This window comes from Algibacter luteus (assembly GCF_900141715.1).
Lineage (GTDB): Bacteria > Bacteroidota > Bacteroidia > Flavobacteriales > Flavobacteriaceae > Arenitalea > Arenitalea lutea.
The window spans coordinates 241,939-263,007 of the sequence record NZ_FQYK01000004.1 but is presented as its reverse complement, the minus strand read 5'-3'; the positions used below and the strand labels follow the sequence as shown (position 1 = coordinate 263,007).

Annotated in this window: 21 protein-coding genes; 6 read left to right on the top strand and 15 right to left on the bottom strand. The window is 34.5% G+C overall.

From position 1 onward, the window contains the following. Nucleotides 1–3: 3 nt before the first annotated feature. The 15 genes from pxpA to BUA46_RS09545 all read right to left on the bottom strand — a co-directional run bounded on the left by pxpA (nt 4) and on the right by BUA46_RS09545 (nt 16,799). Nucleotides 4–744, bottom strand: a complete 741-nt coding sequence (gene pxpA / locus BUA46_RS09615) for a 5-oxoprolinase subunit PxpA (RefSeq protein WP_019386469.1) — start codon at nt 742–744, stop codon at nt 4–6. A gap of 4 nt (nt 745–748) precedes the next feature. Next, nucleotides 749–1,870 carry a DUF2891 domain-containing protein gene (locus BUA46_RS09610; RefSeq protein WP_019386470.1) on the bottom strand — a complete coding sequence of 374 codons (1,122 nt, stop codon included), beginning with the start codon at nt 1,868–1,870 and terminating at the stop codon, nt 749–751. An 11-nt stretch (nt 1,871–1,881) separates the two neighbouring features. Beyond that, entirely contained in the window at nt 1,882–3,417 is a 1,536-nt protein-coding gene (locus tag BUA46_RS09605) for a YifB family Mg chelatase-like AAA ATPase (RefSeq protein WP_019386471.1), read from the bottom strand. Between the two features lie 198 nt (nt 3,418–3,615). Next, on the bottom strand, nt 3,616–4,884 hold the full coding sequence (locus tag BUA46_RS09600; protein ID WP_019386472.1) for an alginate export family protein: 1,269 nt from the start codon (nt 4,882–4,884) through the stop codon (nt 3,616–3,618). Between the two features lie 130 nt (nt 4,885–5,014). Next, nucleotides 5,015–5,845, bottom strand: coding sequence for an ABC transporter ATP-binding protein (locus BUA46_RS09595; protein WP_019386473.1), 831 nt, complete (start codon nt 5,843–5,845; stop codon nt 5,015–5,017). Nucleotides 5,846–5,854: 9 nt separating this feature from the next. Further along, the gene (locus BUA46_RS09590; protein WP_019386474.1) at nt 5,855–6,703 is read right to left on the bottom strand and encodes an ABC transporter ATP-binding protein; all 849 of its coding nucleotides are present in this window, start codon (nt 6,701–6,703) and stop codon (nt 5,855–5,857) included. Between the two features lie 136 nt (nt 6,704–6,839). Then, the gene (locus tag BUA46_RS09585) at nt 6,840–7,946 is read right to left on the bottom strand and encodes an ABC transporter permease (RefSeq protein WP_019386475.1); all 1,107 of its coding nucleotides are present in this window, start codon (nt 7,944–7,946) and stop codon (nt 6,840–6,842) included. Nucleotides 7,947–7,969: 23 nt separating this feature from the next. After that, nucleotides 7,970–9,361, bottom strand: a complete 1,392-nt coding sequence (locus BUA46_RS09580; protein ID WP_019386476.1) for a CmpA/NrtA family ABC transporter substrate-binding protein — start codon at nt 9,359–9,361, stop codon at nt 7,970–7,972. A gap of 257 nt (nt 9,362–9,618) precedes the next feature. Continuing rightward, nucleotides 9,619–10,368 carry a Crp/Fnr family transcriptional regulator gene (locus BUA46_RS09575; RefSeq protein ID WP_050981752.1) on the bottom strand — a complete coding sequence of 250 codons (750 nt, stop codon included), beginning with the start codon at nt 10,366–10,368 and terminating at the stop codon, nt 9,619–9,621. Between the two features lie 149 nt (nt 10,369–10,517). Beyond that, nucleotides 10,518–11,735 carry a sulfate reduction electron transfer complex DsrMKJOP subunit DsrP gene (dsrP, locus tag BUA46_RS09570; protein WP_019386478.1) on the bottom strand — a complete coding sequence of 406 codons (1,218 nt, stop codon included), beginning with the start codon at nt 11,733–11,735 and terminating at the stop codon, nt 10,518–10,520. A gap of 13 nt (nt 11,736–11,748) precedes the next feature. Beyond that, nucleotides 11,749–12,876: a 4Fe-4S dicluster domain-containing protein gene (locus BUA46_RS09565; protein WP_019386479.1), complete on the bottom strand. Its 1,128-nt coding sequence runs from the start codon at nt 12,874–12,876 to the stop codon at nt 11,749–11,751. Between the two features lie 36 nt (nt 12,877–12,912). Next, a complete protein-coding gene (locus BUA46_RS09560) occupies nt 12,913–13,485 on the bottom strand; it encodes a cytochrome c3 family protein (RefSeq protein WP_237714652.1) in 573 nt (190 codons plus the stop codon). Nucleotides 13,486–13,525: 40 nt separating this feature from the next. Continuing rightward, on the bottom strand, nt 13,526–14,224 hold the full coding sequence (locus tag BUA46_RS09555) for a nitrate reductase cytochrome c-type subunit (RefSeq protein ID WP_035105969.1): 699 nt from the start codon (nt 14,222–14,224) through the stop codon (nt 13,526–13,528). Nucleotides 14,225–14,227: 3 nt separating this feature from the next. Next, complete coding sequence (locus BUA46_RS09550; protein WP_019386482.1) at nt 14,228–16,555, bottom strand: molybdopterin-dependent oxidoreductase; 2,328 nt, start codon at nt 16,553–16,555, stop codon at nt 14,228–14,230. Nucleotides 16,556–16,562: 7 nt separating this feature from the next. Beyond that, complete coding sequence (locus BUA46_RS09545) at nt 16,563–16,799, bottom strand: hypothetical protein (protein ID WP_019386483.1); 237 nt, start codon at nt 16,797–16,799, stop codon at nt 16,563–16,565. Between the two features lie 124 nt (nt 16,800–16,923). Here BUA46_RS09545 and BUA46_RS09540 point away from each other — a divergent pair, with 124 nt between their 5' ends. From BUA46_RS09540 to moeB, 6 genes are read left to right on the top strand one after another with little or no spacing between them, the layout of a single operon-like run. After that, a complete protein-coding gene (locus tag BUA46_RS09540; protein WP_019386484.1) occupies nt 16,924–18,102 on the top strand; it encodes a molybdopterin molybdotransferase MoeA in 1,179 nt (392 codons plus the stop codon). A 2-nt stretch (nt 18,103–18,104) separates the two neighbouring features. Next, nucleotides 18,105–18,443, top strand: a complete 339-nt coding sequence (locus tag BUA46_RS09535) for a winged helix-turn-helix domain-containing protein (protein ID WP_019386485.1) — start codon at nt 18,105–18,107, stop codon at nt 18,441–18,443. 1 nt (nt 18,444) lies between these two features. Continuing rightward, nucleotides 18,445–19,185 (top strand): sulfite exporter TauE/SafE family protein, encoded by a 741-nt coding sequence (locus BUA46_RS09530; RefSeq protein ID WP_035106010.1) that lies wholly within the window; start codon nt 18,445–18,447, stop codon nt 19,183–19,185. Nucleotide 19,186: 1 nt separating this feature from the next. Continuing rightward, nucleotides 19,187–19,771, top strand: coding sequence for a molybdenum cofactor guanylyltransferase (mobA, locus tag BUA46_RS09525; RefSeq protein ID WP_019386487.1), 585 nt, complete (start codon nt 19,187–19,189; stop codon nt 19,769–19,771). Then, a complete protein-coding gene (locus BUA46_RS09520) occupies nt 19,755–19,988 on the top strand; it encodes a MoaD/ThiS family protein (RefSeq protein ID WP_019386488.1) in 234 nt (77 codons plus the stop codon). The genes mobA and BUA46_RS09520 overlap by 17 nt, the downstream gene beginning before the upstream one ends. A 1-nt stretch (nt 19,989) precedes the next feature. Beyond that, nucleotides 19,990–21,069 (top strand): HesA/MoeB/ThiF family protein, encoded by a 1,080-nt coding sequence (moeB, locus tag BUA46_RS09515; protein ID WP_019386489.1) that lies wholly within the window; start codon nt 19,990–19,992, stop codon nt 21,067–21,069.

Below are 21,069 nucleotides of genomic sequence, written 5' to 3'. Positions count from 1 at the left end.
AAATTATCGAACTTTTATGCCTTTTTCTGCTAATCGTACACTTAAATTTTTAATCAACTTTGGCGCATTAGGATGGTCTCCATGAACACAAAATGTTTCTGCTTTTATTGTTTTATAATTACCTGTTACTGTTTTTACTTTTTTAGTTGAAAACATTTCGAATACATGATTAAACATTTTATCGGAATCTTCAATTAAAGCATTTGGCTCATTTCTGGAAACTAAGGTTAAATCATCGTTATAGTTTCTATCTGCAAACGCTTCGTACATTATAGGAATATCTTGCTCAATGGCTAATTTAGCAATTACCGAATTATATGGCACATAAAGTTTAGCAGGAAGCATTAAACTTTTCATAACTTCTATCACCGTGTTAGCCGTTTTATTGTCAATCGCAGCTTGATTATATAAAGCACCATGCAGCTTTACATGATGCAGTGGTAAATGGGCTTCATTTAATATAGCCAATAAGCTTTTTATTTGAGTTTTTATGGAAGCGTATAAAGTTACACATGGCATATTCATTACTTTTCTACCAAAATTAACCTTATCAGGAAATGAAGGATGTGCACCAATTTTCACTTGATGCTTTTTTGCTAATTGAACCACTTCTTTCATCGTGGCTTCATCGCCTGCATGTCCACCACAAGCAATATTACAAGACGAGATATAAGGCATAATTAAATGTTCATTTCCTATACCTTCACCTATATCAGCATTAATATCTAAAACAAGATTTTTCACCTTTCTAATTTAACGAATTTGATGAAGAGTTCAATGCGTAAATAGCAAAACTTCCTAACCAATGTCCTCCCATATAATCATCGTCAAATATACTTGGCAATGAATAATTAATATGTTGGTTTGCTAAATTTTGTAAGTGTTTATATTCTGGTAATCCTTCCGCTATTTTATTTAAATTCCATGCGCGAGAGAAATTAACCCCATCTAAGTGTACTAAATGTCCGTCTGTCCTATCGGATACTATACCAACTTCTAAAGTAAATTTTTTGTCCTTTAATTGCGGCAGAAAATCATTAAGCCAATCTTTATAGTCATCAACTGATAATAAGCGTTTCATTAAAGCAGCTTCTTCCAAACAAGGTGATAAAAAATCGGTTCCACTAGGTTCCCATGATATGGGGCAATTTTTATCATTCATATAGAAATAAGAAGCACGATTCTTAATGGCATTCTTGAGTACTTCATGATTTACAGTTTCAGCGTAATCGTAAGCAAAAGAGAGTCCAAATGCTGTATTATTATGTGTGCCAACTCGCAATGGATAGTTTAATTTTGGTAAAAAATCGATATACTTTTGAACAATTAAATTGGTTAACGGTTGAAGATTCAGTTCTAATTGTCTCGCCATTTCGTCATCCCATGTGTGTAATTCTTCAGCTAATTTTAACAACCAAGCCCAACCATAAGTACGCTCAAAAGTTTTATTGTGTTTCCCTTCAAAATAAGCGACTTCAGCATCAATTTTTTCTTTAGATAAATTTTGAAGAAGTTGATTTTTAATAGTATCGGCTTTATCAAGATTAGGATATGTTTTTAATAGACTTACCAAACTCCAATGACCATGAACGGCAGAATGCCAATCGAAACAACCATAAAACGCTGGATGTAATTCTATTGGTGATTTTAAATCTTTATCACTTCCTAAAGTTTGCGATAAACGATTAGGATATTCTATATTAATGCAGTTTAGGGGCAATTCTGCTAACTTATTGGCTTGCTCAAAATTTAGAATAGGAGATTTTATTATTTCTTTTACATCTTTAAAATCATTGGTATGCTTCTCAGTTTTCACCTTATTACAACCAAAAACTAGAACTAAAATTATCAAAAATAAAATCCTATTCATCATGTTCCATTTTATCCCAACCACCCTTCTCTATCTAAACTTCGATATTGAATAGCCTCACTAATATGTGAACCATTTACTGCTTCTGCACCTTCTAAATCGGCTATAGTTCTGGAAACTTTCAAAATTCTATCATAAGCTCGTGCTGATAAATTCAAGCGTTCCATGGCGGTTTTTAAAAGTGCTTTCGAGCCTTCATCTAAAACACAGTGTTTTCTTATTTGTTTGGTATTCATTTGGGCATTATAGTGCACGGTTTCAGATTCTTCGAATCGTTTGGTCTGAATTTCTCTTGCTTTAGTAACACGTTTTCTTATTTCTACAGATGTTTCACCCTTTCTATCGTCACTCAATTTATCAAAAGGTACAGGTGTCACTTCAATATGAATATCTATTCTATCCAGCAACGGACCAGAAATTTTACTTAAATAACGTTGCATTTCAGCAGGACTAGAAGTTACTGGAGCATCAGGATCGTTAAAATAACCTCCCGGACTAGGATTCATACTCGCTACTAACATAAATGACGACGGGTAAGTTACTGTGAATTTTGCCCGCGAAATGGTGACTTCTCGATCTTCGAGCGGTTGACGCATAACTTCTAAAACTTCTCGCTTAAATTCTGGCAATTCATCTAAAAATAAAACACCATTATGCGATAAAGATATCTCACCTGGCTGTGGATAACTTCCGCCACCAACAAGTGCCACATTTGAAATGGTATGATGCGGACTTCTAAAAGGACGTTGTGCTATAAGTCCAGTGTCTTTAACTCGCCCAACAACCGAATGTATTTTTGTAGTCTCAAGAGCTTCATGCAGCGTCATAGGCGGCAGAATACTAGGCAATCGTTTTGCTAACATGGTTTTTCCTGCTCCTGGAGGTCCGATTAAAATAATGTTATGCCCTCCTGCTGCTGCTATTTCCATGCATCGTTTAATGCCTTCTTGCCCTTTTACATCACTAAAATCAAACTCAGGATAATTTAAATTTTTCTCGAATTCTTTACGGGTATCTATGATGGTTTGTTCTAGCACTTCTCCTTTATCAAAATAATCAATGACCTGTCTAATATTATCGACTCCATAAACTTCTAAATCATTTACAATAGCCGCTTCTTTTGCATTCTGACTAGGTAATATAAACCCTTTATATCCTTCTTCTCTTGCTTTAACTGCTATGGGTAACGCGCCTTTTATGGGCTGCAAACTTCCATCCAAAGAAAGTTCGCCCATAATTAAATATTTTTCTAAATCTTCCGCTTTAATTTGATCTGAAGAAGCCAAAATTCCTATAGCTAAAGTTAAATCGTATGCAGACCCTTCTTTTCGTAAATCTGCTGGCGACATATTTATAATAATCTTTTTACCTGGAATTCGGTAGCCATTATTCTGAAGTGCGGCTGCAATTCTAAAATTACTCTCTTTTATGGCGTTATCTGGTAATCCAACTAAATGATATCCTACACCTTTGTCTGTGTTCACTTCAACGGTAACCGTAGTGGCTTCGACACCAAAAACGGCACTTCCAAAAACTTTTTTAAGCATACTTTTTGTTTACTGCTTAAATGTAAGAAATGTATTTGAAATTGAATAATCAAATTGAAATAGCTTCATTGTAAAAACGCTTTAAAATAAAAGAATCCCACCTTAGGCGGGATTCATTTAGAATTGGACATTTAACTAACTCATATTATAGCATAAATATGACATCCAATTCACTGATGAAAAACACTAATATTTAATTTAGTTTATAAATTTTGGTTTTATAACTAACATCGTCCATGCCCAATTTTGGCCGCTAGCAGCGTCGTTTTCAGCAATACCTTTTAACTCGTACATGCCATCGCTCGCAAACATTTGAGAATATCCAGCAACTAAAGCGTAACCTTTAAATTGTTTCTTGAACACAAGATCGATTTCAGTTCCTAATGATTTTTCACCGCTAGTAAGTTCTTGCTCTCCGCTAAAGTTTAATGCTTTTACCATTAAGCTAGACGTTTCGCTTAATTTAAAATTAGCGCTAACATGAATATCTACTAAACCTATGGAGTTGGCGTGATTACCTACATAGAAATAATCCATTAATCCATTAAACTTATGGTTGGTACCATATAATGGGAAGAATGCACCAGTCTCACCAGCACCACCATCGTTACCACTAATTATTTCAACTCCAGCGCCTAATCCAACTTTAGCAGATGCTTTATAGGTTAATTCAAGACCTAATAGATGAGCGCCTTTTACATCTACTTCACCTTGTCGCTTTCCGGTTTGGATAAATGCATTAAGTGCCGCACCAAAACTTCCTTTTTTATAATTTAAATGGGTTCCTAAAGTTTGTAAATTACTTACACCATCAGGGTCGCTGTTTGTATCAAACTCTTGAAAACCATTGTTCATAAGTAATAAGCTTCCTGAAAAACTTTCCCAAGACTGCTTTAAATAAGCATATTGCATGGTTTTATATGAAAAGAAACCAGTGGTATTATATCCAGTTCCAGCTGAAACAAATCCTGTTGGGTTTGAGTAATCTTGATTAAAAGCTAATGCTAAATCAAAAATGAATTTATCCTTTTGATATTTAATTAAAGCAGCATCATGATTACGCCCTTGTTGTGCCCAATCTAAACCACCTAAAATACGTTGATCATCATAAGAAAGGATTTGACGTCCTAATTTTGTAGACCAACCAGAACCAAAATTAATTTCTGCCCATGCTTGAAAAATAGCAAAAGAGTTGTTTTGGTCGTAAGGTAAAATTTGTCTGTTTTCACCCCATACCATTACATCTTGCATGCTCAAGAAAAATTTGTAAGCTTCTGTTTTGTAGCCAGCATTTAAGCGTGCTCTTGTAGAAATACCAAATCCAGCATCGGCATCGTCTGCAATTAAACTACCAAATCCGTTTCTGTATTCAGTTCGTGGTCTAAATTCACCATCTAAAGTAAACTGTGCTTGTGCAAATTGAACTATCAATGCCATCAAGCCTATTAATACATATTGTTTTTTCATTTTTACTTGTTTTTAAATTTGAGTTATTTTTGATTTTTTTATTTATTAAAATTTTAGTTTGGCAAATATAGTATGGTTAAACTCTATTGATTATGATATATCTCATAGTACTTAAACTACATACTCCAAATTAATGCTCTAAGAAGTCAATTAAATGTTTTCTGTATTTGTAATAATCATCGTGCTCAAGAACTGATTTACGGGTTCGTGGTCTTTCAAAATCAATATCTAAAACATCACCAATTTTGGCTTTTGGTCCGCTTGTCATCATCACCACGCGATCGGCTAAAAAAATAGCCTCGTCAACATCGTGTGTAATCATTACAGCTGTAATTTTTTCTTTATTCCAGATTTCAATTAATATATCTTGAAGTTCCCCGCGAGTCAAAGAATCTAACATCCCGAAGGGCTCATCTAACAATAAAACTTTGGGTTTAATTGCAAAAGCTCTAGCAATACCAACACGTTGTTGCATCCCTTGCGATAAATCCGAAGCGCGTTTATTAAAAGAATCTTCTAAACCTACTTTCTGTAAATAATATTTAGCAATATCGTTTCGTTGTTTTTTGGTAGCGTCAGGAAATACTTGGTTAACACCTAAAAGCACATTTTGTAATGCTGTCATCCAAGGCATTAAACTAGGCGCTTGAAAAATAACACCTCTATCGGGTCCAGGACCTTTAATGTGTTTGCCTAAAACCGATATATTTCCTCCAGAAATTGGATTTAATCCGGCAATCATCGAAAGCATTGTAGTTTTACCGCAACCTGAATGCCCAATTATAGTTACAAATTCTTCTTTTTTAATTTGAAGATTTAAATCCTCAAGAACCACGTAATCCCCTTTTGGTGTTGGATAAACTTTTTTTAAGTTTTTTAAATCTAGCATCACTTCAGACGATGGAAACAATCCATTTTCAGTAAGTGTTACATTTGTTTTATCTTTTATAATAGTTGCCATTTGTTTCGATTATTTAAATTGATTAACAAAATCTTTCGGACTCAAATCTGGAAGTATAAACTCTTCAGAAGATTCCGACTTTCGCTCATTTCCTATATCCATTAAATATTCAATAATGGCATTTCTAGTTTGCTTAAAATTCGCATTATCATTCATTTCGGTTTTATCACGAGGCCTTTCAATATCAATCTTAAACTCAGGTCCTAAAGTTGCATTTGGTCCGGGTCTTAATGGAATAATACGATCTGCCATATAAATCCCTTCATCAACATCATTTGTAATCAATAGCGCAGTTCGTTTTTCTTTACCCCAAATATTGAGTATCTCATCTTGTAAATTCCCTCTCGTTAAGGCATCTAAAGCACCAAGAGGTTCGTCCATTATTATCATTTCGGGTTTCATCGCTAACGCTCTTGCTACGGCAACACGCTGGCGCATCCCTCCCGAAAGTTCTTTAGGACGCTTGTTAATCGCAGGTGTTAAACTCACCATTTCAACATATTCTGCAACAATAGCGTTTAACTCCTTTTTACTTTTCTTCGGAAAGGCTTCCTTAACGGCCATAAATACGTTTTGTCCAACAGTTAACCACGGTAGTAACGAGTAATTTTGAAAAATAACACCACGTTCATGGCTTGTGCCCTGTACTGGTTCGCCTTTAAACAAAACCTCGCCACTTGTAGGCTCTAACAAACCATTAATTAAATTTACCAAAGTTGTTTTTCCGCTTCCGGTAAAACCAACAATCGCTACAAATTCACCTTCTTCAATCGATAAATTAATATTCGAAAGTACTTCAGTTGCATGCTCGTCTTGTCCGTAAGTTTTATAAATATTATTTAATTCTAAGTATGCCATTTTTCTAATTTTTATTTGGGCGCCTGCCTGCCGGTAGGCAGGTTACCACAAGGGTCGGGCTTTCACTACTCGCTTCCTCCTACGTCGGCGAGCTCAAACAAACCGTTCAATCCCTAACGCGTATTTGTAACTCTATTTAAATTGCATCAGTTTTATCAAAACTCACCCAGTTTTGTATGGTTAACATCAATCGGTCTAATAAAAATCCAATGATTCCAATAACAAACATGGCAACAATAATTTTAGCATTAGAGTCATTTGCACCATTTTGGAATTCCTCCCAAACAAAGAGTCCTAATCCAGGACTTTGTGCCAATAATTCAATAGCAATTAAAACCATCCACGCTACAGATAATGTAATTTTTAAACCAGTAAAAATTAATGGTAAAGACGATGGTAATACCACTTTAAATATCTTCTGAAAATTCCCGAGTTTCAATACTTTGGCAACGTTTATATAATCTTTGTCTACAGATGATACTCCCATTGCAGTGTTCACTAATGTGGCCCACATAGAACATAAACCAACACTAATAAACGAAATGGTAAACGAGCTATCTTCGTTAGAATCTATCAATAACGTTTTTACAATCATAAAAACTAACAGATACCAAACTACAGGTGAAACGGGTTTAAAAATTTGAATAAACCAGTTAAACGAACTTTTTAACGTTGGACTTAATCCAATAAAAATGCCTAATGGTACAGCAATAACTAATGCCAATAAAAATCCGGCAAATACAGTTTTTAAACTTCTAAATATTTGATCAACAAACGATGGTCTTCCCGTATAAGTAATTGCATCTTTACCTTCAGCAATACGTTTTTCATTTAAAGCTGCTGTTTTTTCTATAAATGCAGCTTTATCCGCACTAATTATGTTGTGGTCTCTTAATAAAGATTTATAAGAATCCCAAACTTGCGTTGGAGATGGCAACGTATTAGGTTTACAACTTACATCTCCCGAAGCAATGCATTCACGCATGGCTTCGGCAGCTGCAGGACCTTGATCGTTTAATGCTTTTTCAATTTTAAACTCTGCCTCTATGTTATATAAAGATTGAGATCCCATATGCCAGAGTCCAATAAATAAAAGTACGGAAGCAAGTGGTACGACTACTTTACGTAAGAAGTTTACATAATCTTCTTTTTCTAGCTTCCCAGTGAATAAGTCTTTTAAAGAACTTAAAAAACCTAATCCCATAAATTTGGTTATTTTTCCTAATGTTATGCTTTGCTTCATGACTTTAATTTTTGTTAAGCGAATTATTGAATTGCTTTGTCTTTATTACCAATTTTAAAACTATTGATGTAAGCAATAGGATCTTTAGCATCATACGATGTACCATCAATAAAATCTGTTGTTACTGGCTTGTATCCATCTGTTTGTGGAATATCTTCTGCTGGAATATTTCCTTCTTCTACCAATAATTTTGCAGCTTTAGTCCAGATATCTGGTCTGTATATATCTTTAATCGTATTTGCATACCAATCAGCTGGTTTAGCTTCAGGAATTTGTCCCCATCTTCTCATTTGAGTTAAGAACCAAATACCATCAGAATAAAATGGATAAGTCGCATTATACTTATAGAATACGTTAAAGTCTGGCATTTCGCGTTTATCACCTTTCTCAAATTCAAAAGTTCCAGTCATTGAGTTTGCTAAAACCGCTTCATCTGCACCAACGTATTGAGACATCGATAATATCTTAACAGCCTCAGGTCTATTTTCTGGTTCATCTAACCATTTTCCAGCTCTAATAAGCGCTTTTGTTACGGCAACCGCAGTATTTGGGTAGTCTTCAACAAACTTTTTTGTCATTACAAATACTTTTTCCGGATTGTTTTTCCAAATGTCATAATTGGTAGTTACAGGTACACCAATACCTTTAAAAACAGCTTGTTGATTCCAAGGCTCACCTACACAATAGCCATAAATAGTCCCTGCTTCTAGTGTTGCTGGCATTTGTGGTGGAGGTGTAACAGACAATAAAACTTCAGCATCAATTTGTCCTTGAACATTATCTGCAGTATACATTCCAGGATGAATTCCTGCCGCTGCTAGCCAATATCTAATTTCGTAGTTGTGTGTTGAAACTGGGAAAACCATACCCATTTTAAAAGCCTTACCAGAGTTTTTATACTCAGTGATAACTGGTTTTAGCGCTTCAGCTTTTATTGGATGAATGGGCTTACCATCTGCTCCTTTAGGAACATTAGGTTTCATTTTACTCCAAACATCATTAGAAACTGTAATACCGTTACCGTTCAAATCCATTGAAAAAGGTGTAACTAATTCTGCTTGTCTACCAAAACCAGCTCCTGCTGCAATTGGCTGACCCGCTAACATATGCGATCCATCCAATTGTCCATCTATTACACGATCTAATACATTTTTCCAGTTTGATTGAGCTTCAACTGAAACAAATAATCCCTCATCTTCAAAAAATCCTTTTTCTTTGGCTATAGCTAAAGGTGCCATATCTGTTAACTTTATAAATCCAAAAGTTAATTGTGGTTTTTCTATTTCTAAGGTTTTTGTTTTTGTAGTTGCGATTGCAACATCTTCAGTAGATTTCTTTTTTTCTTTTCCTCCACATGCAAAAAGCATCATGGCCAATGAAAATAATAATGAAGCTTTTGTAAATAATGATTTCATATTTTCTAATTTTAAATTAACACTAAGTATAAATACTTATTTTTTGACAAATATATAAGTAGTATTAATTCTGTTGTATGACATTAACCATATAAAAACCTCTTTTTAAAACATAAAAAAACCTGTCAAAAAACAGGTTTAAACTGTAACTAATTGAATTAGTGTAAAATGAAAATTGTATTTAACTAAAAAATAAATACGTAAGCCTACGTATATAATTCTAATTTTTTTTGAATTTTATTTGAATTATTATGAAATTAACTATCTAAGAAATAGTTATGCTCGTTAATTTCTTTTTTGAGAAGATCAAGGTTTGTAATACCAATTTTTCGACCTTGAGAAGTAATCAGTTTTTCTTTTTTTAATGCCGAAAAAATTCGAATGACTTGTTCCTCTGTAGTACCAGCGTAATCAGCATAATCTTTTCGACTAAGTGGTAAATTTAAGAATCCTCTTAAGTCACCGAACTTTCTGTGAATATATAATAAGGTATCAATAACGCGTTCTCTAACGGTCATTTGAGAAATAGATTTTACCTTATTCTCACTTCTGTTGAGCTCATTAGCATAAAACAGCATCATATCATAAGTAAACTTCGGGTTGTCCATTAAAGCCTCCTGCAAGTTATCCTTCGAAAAGTAGCACAATATCGAATCTTCCAAAGCAATGGCTCCAATTGAATAATACTCCTCTGTGCCAAAACCTCGATGTCCAATAATTTCTCCTTCCTTAGCGAATCTTACAATTTGTTCACGCCCATTAATGCCCGTTCGAATGACTTTTACTGTGCCTTTTAAAATGAAAAACAACCCATTAACTGGAGCGCCTTCCATAATAAACTGTTGCCCCTTCTTACACCTAAGCGTGTTTTTATTTTCTGTAAGATTAAATGTAGAAAGCGTTTTTAAGTTTTTTCCGATTAAACAATTTGTGTTAAGACAATTATGGCAAGAAACATCAAATGATGAACTACGTATAGATTTTTTATGTAATGAAACTGAAGTCATAAAATCTTTTGTTCGAAACAAAAATACGTAATAATACTTAGTTTTTTTGTAGTTGAGTCTATTTTTGAGAGCTTGATAAAAAAAAGCAACTGAAATTAATCAATTGCTATTTTAACCAACGAATATTCGTAATCTATTATTACTGAATACTATTTTTTATATCTCAGTTTCCCCAATTCAATACCAATTGCTGTTTTTGCGAGTATGGTAAACACAAATGCGCCCATTGCCCAAATTCCAAGCGTTACACCTATTTCAATACCTGTAGGCGTATATTCGGCTATTTTACCATAAGGTCCTGGAATAAAACCTGGAACAATCAATCCAAATCCTTTTTCAATCCAAATAGCTACAAATAAAATAAAGCATGAGAAAAACAACACCCTAAAATTATTCCGAAGTTTATGGAAAGTCAGTAGTACAGTCGCCAAAACATTCAATGGAATTGCCGTCCATATCCATGGTAATAATGCCGTTTTTCCGTGAAGTCCAAAGAATAAATAATACGCACTTTCACTATGGTGCGTTGGTGCATAAAACTCTTTAAAAAGTTCGGAAATGAGCATAATCAAATTTATTTGGGCAGCCACCGTTACCACCATCGCAATTTTTTTAATTGTCTTATCATCAATTTTAAAAGCAGTATACGTTCTAATAATAGCTAAAACTAATATTATTAAGGCTGGTCCTGCTGCGAATGCTGAAGCTAAAAACCGAGGTCCTAATAACGCATTGTTCCAAAAAGGACGCGCTTGTAGCCCTTGATATAAAAATGCTGTTACTAAATGAATTCCAACCGCCCAAAATACTGATAAGATAGCACCGGGCACATAAACACTTGCCTTCGATTCTTTACCTTGATAATGCCTAAAAAGTATATAAAACGGAATGGTGATATTTAAAAACAGATACCCATTAAGAACCAAAACATCCCATGTTAGCATAGAATTTGGAAAATTAAATACGCCAATTCCAGGTATCATATGCCACAACACTGAAGGGCCACCCATATCTGCAATAACAAAGGCTAAACACATAATAAGTGCTGCCACTGCAAGTCCTTCACCAATTAAAACGGCCTGCTTAAAATCAATATCTTTCAATACATATGTTGGCATTACTAACATGACAGCCGCAGCCGCCACTCCTACCAAAAATGTAAAATTAGAAATATATAAACCCCAACTCACTCTATCTGTCATTCCTGTTGCACTTAACCCTTGATCTAATTGAATAGAATAACAATACATTCCCATTAACATCATAAAGGTTAAAAATGCCATCCAAATGTGGTATTTTTTAGATCCTTGTGTTATTGCGTCCACACTATCAATAACTAAACTCTTAAATACTTTTAATCGTCTCATTTAATCACTATTATTAATCCATAAAATACCAGAACTTAGGTTCCGTACCTAAATCTTCTTTTAATCGAAATACCTTTTTGTTTTCTAAAACCCATCTTATGGTGCTATTTGGATCTAATAAATTACCGAAAATTCTAGCTCCAGTAGGACAAGCTTCAACACAAGCCGGATTTTTACCTGCTCTTGAACGTTGTACACAAAATGTGCACTTTTCCACAACACCTTTTTTACGCATGCGGTTTCCTAAGTAATGCTGATTTTTATTGATTTCTGTTTCTGGTACTTCTGGTTTGCTCCAATTAAAACGTCTACCATCATACGGACACGCTGCCATACAATAGCGACACCCTACACACCAATCATAATCAACTACAACCAATCCATCATCTTCTCGCCATGTGGCTTGTACTGGACACACTTCAACACATGGTGGGTTATCGCAGTGAAAACACTGCGTTCCCATATAAAAATGTCCTTCGGCGGGCACTTCATGGTAATAATTATCATCAGCCTCATTAAAATTAAAACCTTTACCATCTTTCATTTCATGAATTCTGATGTATTGCATTTGCGAATTCCGATCTTGATTGTTTTCTTCAACACAAGCATTCACACAATCCATATATCCTTGACATTTTGAAATATTGAAAGCATAACCAAACAACACATCATCTTCAGCATTTTTAGAGGACATACTAATATTTTTTCCAGTTCTAAGCTCGTATGAACGCATCAATCTTTCTACTGTCCCCTTTTTCTCATCATCATCCATCAATTTATAATTACCCTTAAATTGCTCTTCCCAATCTATTTGTGCTTTTTCTTTACTTTCATCACCGCTAATCACACTGCAAGACGTACTTACAGCCCCGGCTCCAATTAACAAACTAGCGGTTAGTTTTTTAAACGCCGAACGTCTGTCCATTTTCACATCAAACACTTGATCAAATCCATCTTTGGTGCGTTCTTCACCAATAGAAGCATTTATAGCAGCTTCTGCAAACTCTTCATCTGTCATTTGAGGATGTTCAGAATAAGACCCGCAACCTCCAGAAGTCTTTCCGCAACCACAAGTACCAGAAGACTCTTTTTTCTTCCTATTTAAATTTAAAGAAAACCATTTTTTGTTATCGCTACTCATACCTTACATATTAGTTGAACCTGTTACAGGTTTTAATTATTCTCTTTCTTTTACAGTTTCTGTATTAAATCGTTCTGGCCATTTCGACTCAAAATGAGGCTTATGAGGATTATGACAATTCACACAGGTCATTGATGCCCTAGGAGGCGCCCAACCTGCAAGACGTTTACCATGTGCACCACCTTTCCAATCTTTAAATTGTTTGGTATGGCATTGATTACACAAATTATAACTATTATTGAAATCGATGTTATTACCCGTTAAACTTGTTAAATTATCCATGTTATCTGGGTTATGGCACGTAATACAATTCATTGTATTTTTATTGGCATGGACTAATTTAATATCCCAATGCGCATTTTTTGCATCTTTACCTTGCATTTGAGTTAGTGGTTTTGAATGACACTCGGTACAAGCATATGAAGTAATTTGATTTTTACGTTCTGGAATTAAAAAAGTATGTTCACCCTCAGTAATTTCAATAGTTTTAATTCCTTCTAAATATTTTTCAGAAGATATAGAAGTACCGTGGTAATTTTTACTTTCAGCTTCAATTCTATCCGTGACACCGTGATATTCACCTTCACCATGTCTACATGAAAAAAGCACAAAGAGACATGTACAACATAGAATGTATATATAGTTCTTTCTATTCATCATTATTACTATTCGTTCTTGTAAAAGGCTTGATTTCTGAAACTAATCGGTCTGTAGGCACATGACATTGTCTGCAGTTAATACGTTCTGGATGCGATACCCTAATTTCTTTAGGAGCTGCAGGTCCTGCATGACATGACAAACAATTTTCTCTCATTTGTATTTGATGAGGAATCATTGGTGGTGTTCCAATTAAAGCATTGTTTACACCCACTTTAGGAGCTTGTACTTTAATTAAATTAGCAGACTTAAACAGGGTTCTACTGTTTTGAGCGACATGACATTGCCGGCAATTAACCATTTCGGGATGTGGGGTTACAGGCGCATATGCATTAAATTTTGAAACAAAACCACCATTTTGATGACATTGTAAACAGGTATTACCGCCAAAACTTTTTTCATCTTTAATAGTATGAGGAATGCTTGGTGGCGCGCCATGATAGGCTCTATTATTATAATATGAGTCTAATGTTCTTTCATGGTTTTTATCTATGGGCATATTTGCATATTCTAATGCAAATTCTGATCGTTGAAAAACACCACTCTCAGAAGGGATATATGAATTAGCTTGCGTTTTTTCTATAGGGATATAAGCTTCTTCTAAACCTGTTTGATAACTAAAATTCCAGACCACAATAAAAGCTATAAATAACAATACAAAAAGTGATATGATTCCGAGTCTCTTTTTCATAAATTATGCTTTTTCTACTTTAACAGCGCATTTTTTATAATCTGGTTCTTTTGATATGGGACAAAAAGCATCTAATGTCACATCGTTAATCATCATGTTTTCATCAAAGAAAGGAACAAAAACCTGACCTTTAGTTGGCAATCCTCTTTCATTTATAGATGCTGGTAATACACATGAACCACGTCTGGATGTTACTTTAATATTTTCGCCATTTCTTATCCCTAATGCTTTAGCATCCTCTGGATGAAATTCTGCATAGGCATGTGGCATCGCTTTATGCAATACAGGAATTCTTCGTGTCATAGACCCTGTATGCCAATGCTCTATGACTCTACCCGTATTCAACCAAAAAGGGTAATCGCTATCTGGCACTTCTGGAGCTGGTTCGTATGGACGTTGCCATATCACTGCTCTTCCATCTGGTTTTCCATAAAAATCAAAATCTTCACCGTTAGTACAAGCTGGGTCATACTTTGCATTGAAACGCCATTGTGTAGATTTTCCATTTACATATGGCCAAATAGCTCCTGATTCTTTCTTTAAAACTTCTAAAGGAGCCATACCGTGTTTTGCACCTTCATGAAATTGTCTATACTCATTGTATATTTCTTCTACGTGATTTTCTTTTGAATAAGGAAATAAATCACCATAACCCATACGTTTGGCAACCTCAATAAACATCCACGCATCTGGTGTGGTATCACCGGGACCTTCTATCATTTTATCCCAATGTTGTGTTCTACGTTCAGAATTTCCATATAGCCCGCTCTTTTCAATATGCCATGATGCTGGTAAAATCACATCGGCAACATCTGAAGTTGGCGTTGGAAACACATCTGAAACCACCACAAAACATGATTTTTTCTCCATTGCTGGACGATATCGGCTCGTTTTAGGAAGTGATACTAATGGATTAGTTGCTTGGGTCCAAATAAATTTAATATCGCCGCGATCAACAGCCCTAAACATTTCTGTAGCATGATATGTAGGTTTAGCAGGAATACGCTCGTAAGGCACTTTCCATATTTTGGCAGCCATTCTTCTATCTTTCTCATTCATAACAACTCCGTGTGGTAACTTATGAGTAAATGTACCAACCTCACGCGCTGTACCACAAGCCGAAGGTTGACCCGTTAAAGAAAATGGTCCGTTCCCTGGTTGTGAAATTTTTCCTGTTAGTAAATGAATGTTATACATCAAGTTATTCATCCATGTCCCTCTAGTATGTTGGTTCATTCCCATACACCAATAGGAAACTACTTTTTTATTAGGATCACCGTATATAGAAGCCAAATACTTTATATCTTTCGCCGATACTTTGGAGTATTTTTCAACTTTTTCAGGTGTGTAATCTTTTAAGAATTCTTTATAAGAAGCAAAATCTATTTTTTCTGGCTTGTCTGTAAACTTAAATTTGTCTTCAACACCATATCCAATATTGGTTAGACCTTTACTGAAACTACAATGCTTTTCAACAAAAGATTTATTTACCCAACCATTATTAATAATCTCATAACAAATAGCATTAGCAACAGCTAAGTCGGTTTGGGGTTCGAATAATATAGATCGATCTGATGCTGTACTAGAACGTGTTGTGCGTGTGGCAAAATCAATAATTTTAGCACCTCGTCTAGTTTTTTGCTCTAACATTCTAGAAAATAAAACAGGATGCATTTCCGCCATATTATTCCCCCATGTGATGAAATAATCAGCATGGTCTATATCTTCATAACAGCCCATCGGTTCATCAGCACCAAACGTGGTTAAAAAACCTGTTACCGCACTTGCCATACATAAACGCGCATTACAATCTAAATTGTTTGTACCAATAGCGCCCTTCATTAATTTTGAAGCTACATAACCCTCAGGAATTGTTGATTGTCCAGAGGTGTACATCGCCACAGAATCTTTTCCATGTGCCGAAATAGTATCTTTCATTTTATTGGCGACTATATCTAGAGCTTCACTTATCGGTGTTTTAACATATTTGCCGTTTTTCTTCACCAAGGCATGTGTTAATCTATCTTTGGATTGAATACACATAGTTTGATGGTAGCCTTTTACACAAAGAAGCCCTTTATTTACAGAGCTATTTGGGTCTCCTTTTACAGCAACAGCTTTACCATTTTCTGTTCCTACCAAGATTCCACAACCCACACCACAAAATCTACATGGTCCTTTTTTCCAATCTAAGTTTGCACTATTGGGTATCCCTTCTTCCTGTTCACTTGCGAATAATATCCCTGGAAACATGGTTGCCGCAGCTGTTATTGCTGATAACTTCGCCATTCTTTTTAAAAAACTTCTTCTGGTTGATAATGAATTGGTCATGTGCATACTAATTTTGTGGACTATTAAAACCTGAAACCATTGCTAATAGTTTTAAGCTATCAATTTTTTCTATTTTCTCTTTAAGGATTTCTTCAGAAACGTCATCTAAAGTTTCTGTAATTACTACCAAAACATCTTCATTTGTGGCAGGTAAAACCTCGCACTCTTTTATTGCAGATAACGCATCAATAAGATGTTGTTTTCTGCCTTCATGCGGATGTGCTAAATAGCTTTTTATTGGCATAAAATTTTCATTATTTTATAAAACCGTAAATCTCAATCAATTTAGCAAAAAATAAACTGACGAATGTCATGTTAAAATAAAAAATCAATTCGTTATATTTGCTAGGATATAACGAAAAAATAATATGATTTCTATTTCAGAAGCTATTTCTATTGTTAAAAACAACAGTGAACCACTATTGAAACAAACTAAAAAGTCTGTTGAAAAAGCCGGAGGTTACCATTTGTTTGAAGACATATATTCACCTATTAATATGCCCCCATTCAGACAATCTGCAATGGACGGATATGCGCTACATTTGCATGAAGATTTAACATATACTTTAATTGGTGAAATTCAAGCCGGTGATGCATCTAGACTTCAATTAAAAAAAGGAGAAGCCGTCAGAATCTTTACCGGTGCTCCTGTTCCAGATGCTGCGAATGCTGTTATGATGCAAGAGAAGGTGAAAGTAGATGGAAATACAATAAGCATAACACATAAAATAAATCAGGAACTCAATATTCGTCCTTTAGGAGAGCAAGTAAAACAAGGCGACTTAGCACTTAAACAAGGTACAAAATTAACGCCAGCTGCAATTGGGTATTTGTCTTCACTCGGAATTACTGAAGTTTCAGTTTACAAAAAACCAAATATTGCATTAGTTACCACCGGGAATGAATTGATTGAAGGCGGACTAGAATTAACCTATGGAAAAATATACGAAAGTAATTCCAAAATGCTTTTAAGTGCGCTTTATATTTTGAAATTTTATGATGTTACCATTCACAAGGTTGAAGACGATTATCATCAAACCCTTTCCAAATTAAAAGAGGTTATTAATGCGAACGATTTAGTCATTATTACAGGTGGTATTTCGGTTGGCGATTACGATTTTGTTGGTAAAGCTCTGAAGGAATTACAAGTAGAAGAACTGTTTTATAAAGTAAAACAGAAACCGGGAAAGCCTTTATTTTTTGGAAAAAAACATCACACTTCCATTTTCGCTTTACCTGGAAATCCTGCAGCTGCATTAACTTGTTTTTATGTTTATGTATACATCGCACTGCAAAACATGATGAATAAGAAGGTAAATGAATTACCTCGAGTAAAGGCTAAATCTGTTTCTAATTTTACTAAAAAAGGAGATAGACCACAAATTTTAAAGGCTATATATAATAACGCGGAAGTTGAAATTCTTGAAGGGCAAAATTCGTCGATGCAACAAACCTTTGCCATTTCAAATGCTTTAGTTTATGCTCCCGAAGATGTAAATGAGATAAAAATAAACGATACGGTTGAAACCATTCTGTTACCTGTTTAGATATGAGTTATAAAATAAAAAGTAGAATCTGGATTGAGTCTGATAAGCATGTGCTTTTAGGTGAAGGCAGAGTACAATTATTAAAAGCGATAGATAAAACAGGATCATTATCAAAAGCAGCTAAAGCATTAAACATATCATATAAAAAAGCTTGGAATTTGCTAGACTCGGTGAATAAATCAGCAAAAAAACCAGTAACCATAAATAGTATTGGTGGCAAAGGTGGTGGTGGCGCAGAACTGACAGATTATGGTAAATCGTTAATACTAGCTTTTGATGAAATTAATAAAAACTGCTGGGAGTTTTTAGATAAGCAATTAGAAAAAATTGAAAACTTATAAAATGCTTCAAACGGAAAACATATTTATTTTTTTACTCATCCTTCCGGTGGTCTCGTTTCTATATTCAAGTGTGGGTCACGGTGGTGCAAGTGGATATTTAGCACTTATGGCATTGTTTTCGTTTGCTCCAGAAAACATGAAACCCACTGCCCTATTACTTAACTTGTTTGTGGCAGGAATCTCATTTTTTTATTATTACAAAGGAGGTTTTTTTAACAAAAAGCTGTTTTTATCATTTGCCATAACCTCTATCCCTTTTTCTTTATTGGGTGGGCGATTTGATATAGATGCTTCTCTCTATAAAAAAATACTAGCTTTTTTATTGGTATTTGCTATTTTAAAAATGTTGAATGTTTTTGGAAAAGAAAGCGACTCAATCAAGCAAGTAAAAATTATGCAAGGGCTGGTCATTGGTGGAATTATAGGCTTTTTTTCAGGGCTAATTGGTATTGGAGGAGGTATTATCTTAACTCCTCTTATTTTATTATTTCATTGGGGAAACATGAAAGAAGCGGCTGCAGTTTCAGCATTATTTATCTGGGTGAATTCAGCCTCAGCATTAATCGGACAATTTAGTGTTGGTGTTACCCTCGAAAAAGAATCCTTTTTACTAGTTGCTATTGCCTTGGTTGGTGGTGTTTTAGGCGGATACTATGGCAGCAAAAAAATAAACAATCAAAGTTTAAGATATATTCTAGCTTTCGTTTTAGTAATTGCTTGTTTTAAATTAATATTCACTTAAAATGCTTGACAAAAAGAACATAACAGGTATTATTTTAGCAGGCGGTAAAAGCGAACGCATGGGAACCGATAAAGGCTTTTTAGAATTGAACAAAAAACCTTTTGTTCAATATAGTATCGATGCTTTGCAACCTTTAGTGTCTAAAATATTAATTGTTTCAAACAATCCTGAATATGATGCTTTTGGGATTGATAGAATCGAAGATGTTTTTAAAAATGCTGGACCAGTAGCAGGCATCTATTCAGGCTTAGAAGCCTCTTCAACTAAATATAATTTGATTTTAAGCTGTGATATTCCTTTGATTACTTCAGAAATTCTTCAAAAATTAATTGATTCTGCAGATGATACTCACGATATCATTCAATTGGAAAGTGATGGAAAATCAATGCCCTTAATTGCCCTTTATAAAAAACAAGTTGCAAAAACGTTTTACAACTTATTACAACAAGACGAACGACGTTTACGAATTGCTGTAAATAAGTGTAAGGTCAAAAATATTGTTTTAGACAAGCATCAAATAAAACATACGATGAATGTCAACACACAAACTGAATATAAAACTGTTGAAAATGAATATAACGATTAAATACTTCGGACAATTAACAGACATAACGCAATTAGAAGAAGAAACTCTAGAATTTGGAGGCACTTACGTTTACGAACTTTTAGAAACGCTTTATAGAAAATATAATACGCTAAAAACCAAAGATTTTCAAGTGGCGCAAAATCAGGAATTGGTTAATGAAAACACTAAAATAACAGGGCAAGAAATAGCCTTATTACCACCATTTGCAGGCGGATAACATGAGTAGATATAACGGACATATTGTGCTTTCAGAAATTGGCCAGATTGGTCAAGATAAACTGTCAAACGCTAAAGTATTAGTGGTTGGAGCCGGTGGTTTAGGTTGTCCTATTTTGCAATATCTAACGGCTGCAGGTGTTGGAACTATTGGTGTTATTGATTTTGATGTGGTTGAATTATCTAATTTGCAACGTCAAGTGCTCTTTGGCAAATCTTCATTAGGAAAAAACAAAGCTATAGCAGCCAAGGAACGATTGGAAGATTTAAATGAAAGTATACAAATTAACGCTTACGCGGAACGATTAACGCATCAAAATGCTATTAATTTATTTGAAAACTATGATATCATCGTTGATGGTTCCGATAATTTTGAAACACGCTATTTAGTGAATGACGCTTGTCTAATAACTAATAAACCTTTGGTATTTGGAGCCATTTATAAGTTTGAAGGACAGGTTTCGGTATTCAATTATAATAACGGACCAAGTTACCGTTGTCTATTTCCAAATCCACCGAAACAGGGTAGCGTTCCAAATTGTTCAGACATTGGCGTTTTGGGTGTTCTCCCGGGAATTATTGGGAGCATGCAAGCCAACGAAGTTCTAAAAATAATTTTAGGTATTGGTGATGTGCTTTCAGGAAAAGTATGGTATTACAACGCATTAACACTTCAAAATTCCATATTAAAAATTAATAAATCTGAAGAAATAATACAGTCCGTTTTAAAAATCAAAGACAACTTCGATAAAACCAACATCGCTTTTAATTGTGAAAGCGAAATAAAAACCGCCTTCATTGAAGACCTATTGACTTCAGAAAACGTTCAATTTATTGATGTTAGAGATGCGATTGAACAACCAAAAATTAAAGGCTTGGAAGTTATCAATATACCATTAAGTCAATTAGAGAATAATCTACATCAATTAGATTCAGAAAAAACGAAAGCCCTTTTTTGTCAATCAGGAATACGGAGTAAACAAGCTGCACAAATGTTACAAGAACACAAAGTTCAAAACTGTTTTAGTATTGTGGAAGGCGCTTCAAAAATAAATAATAAAATAAAAGAACATTTAAAATGA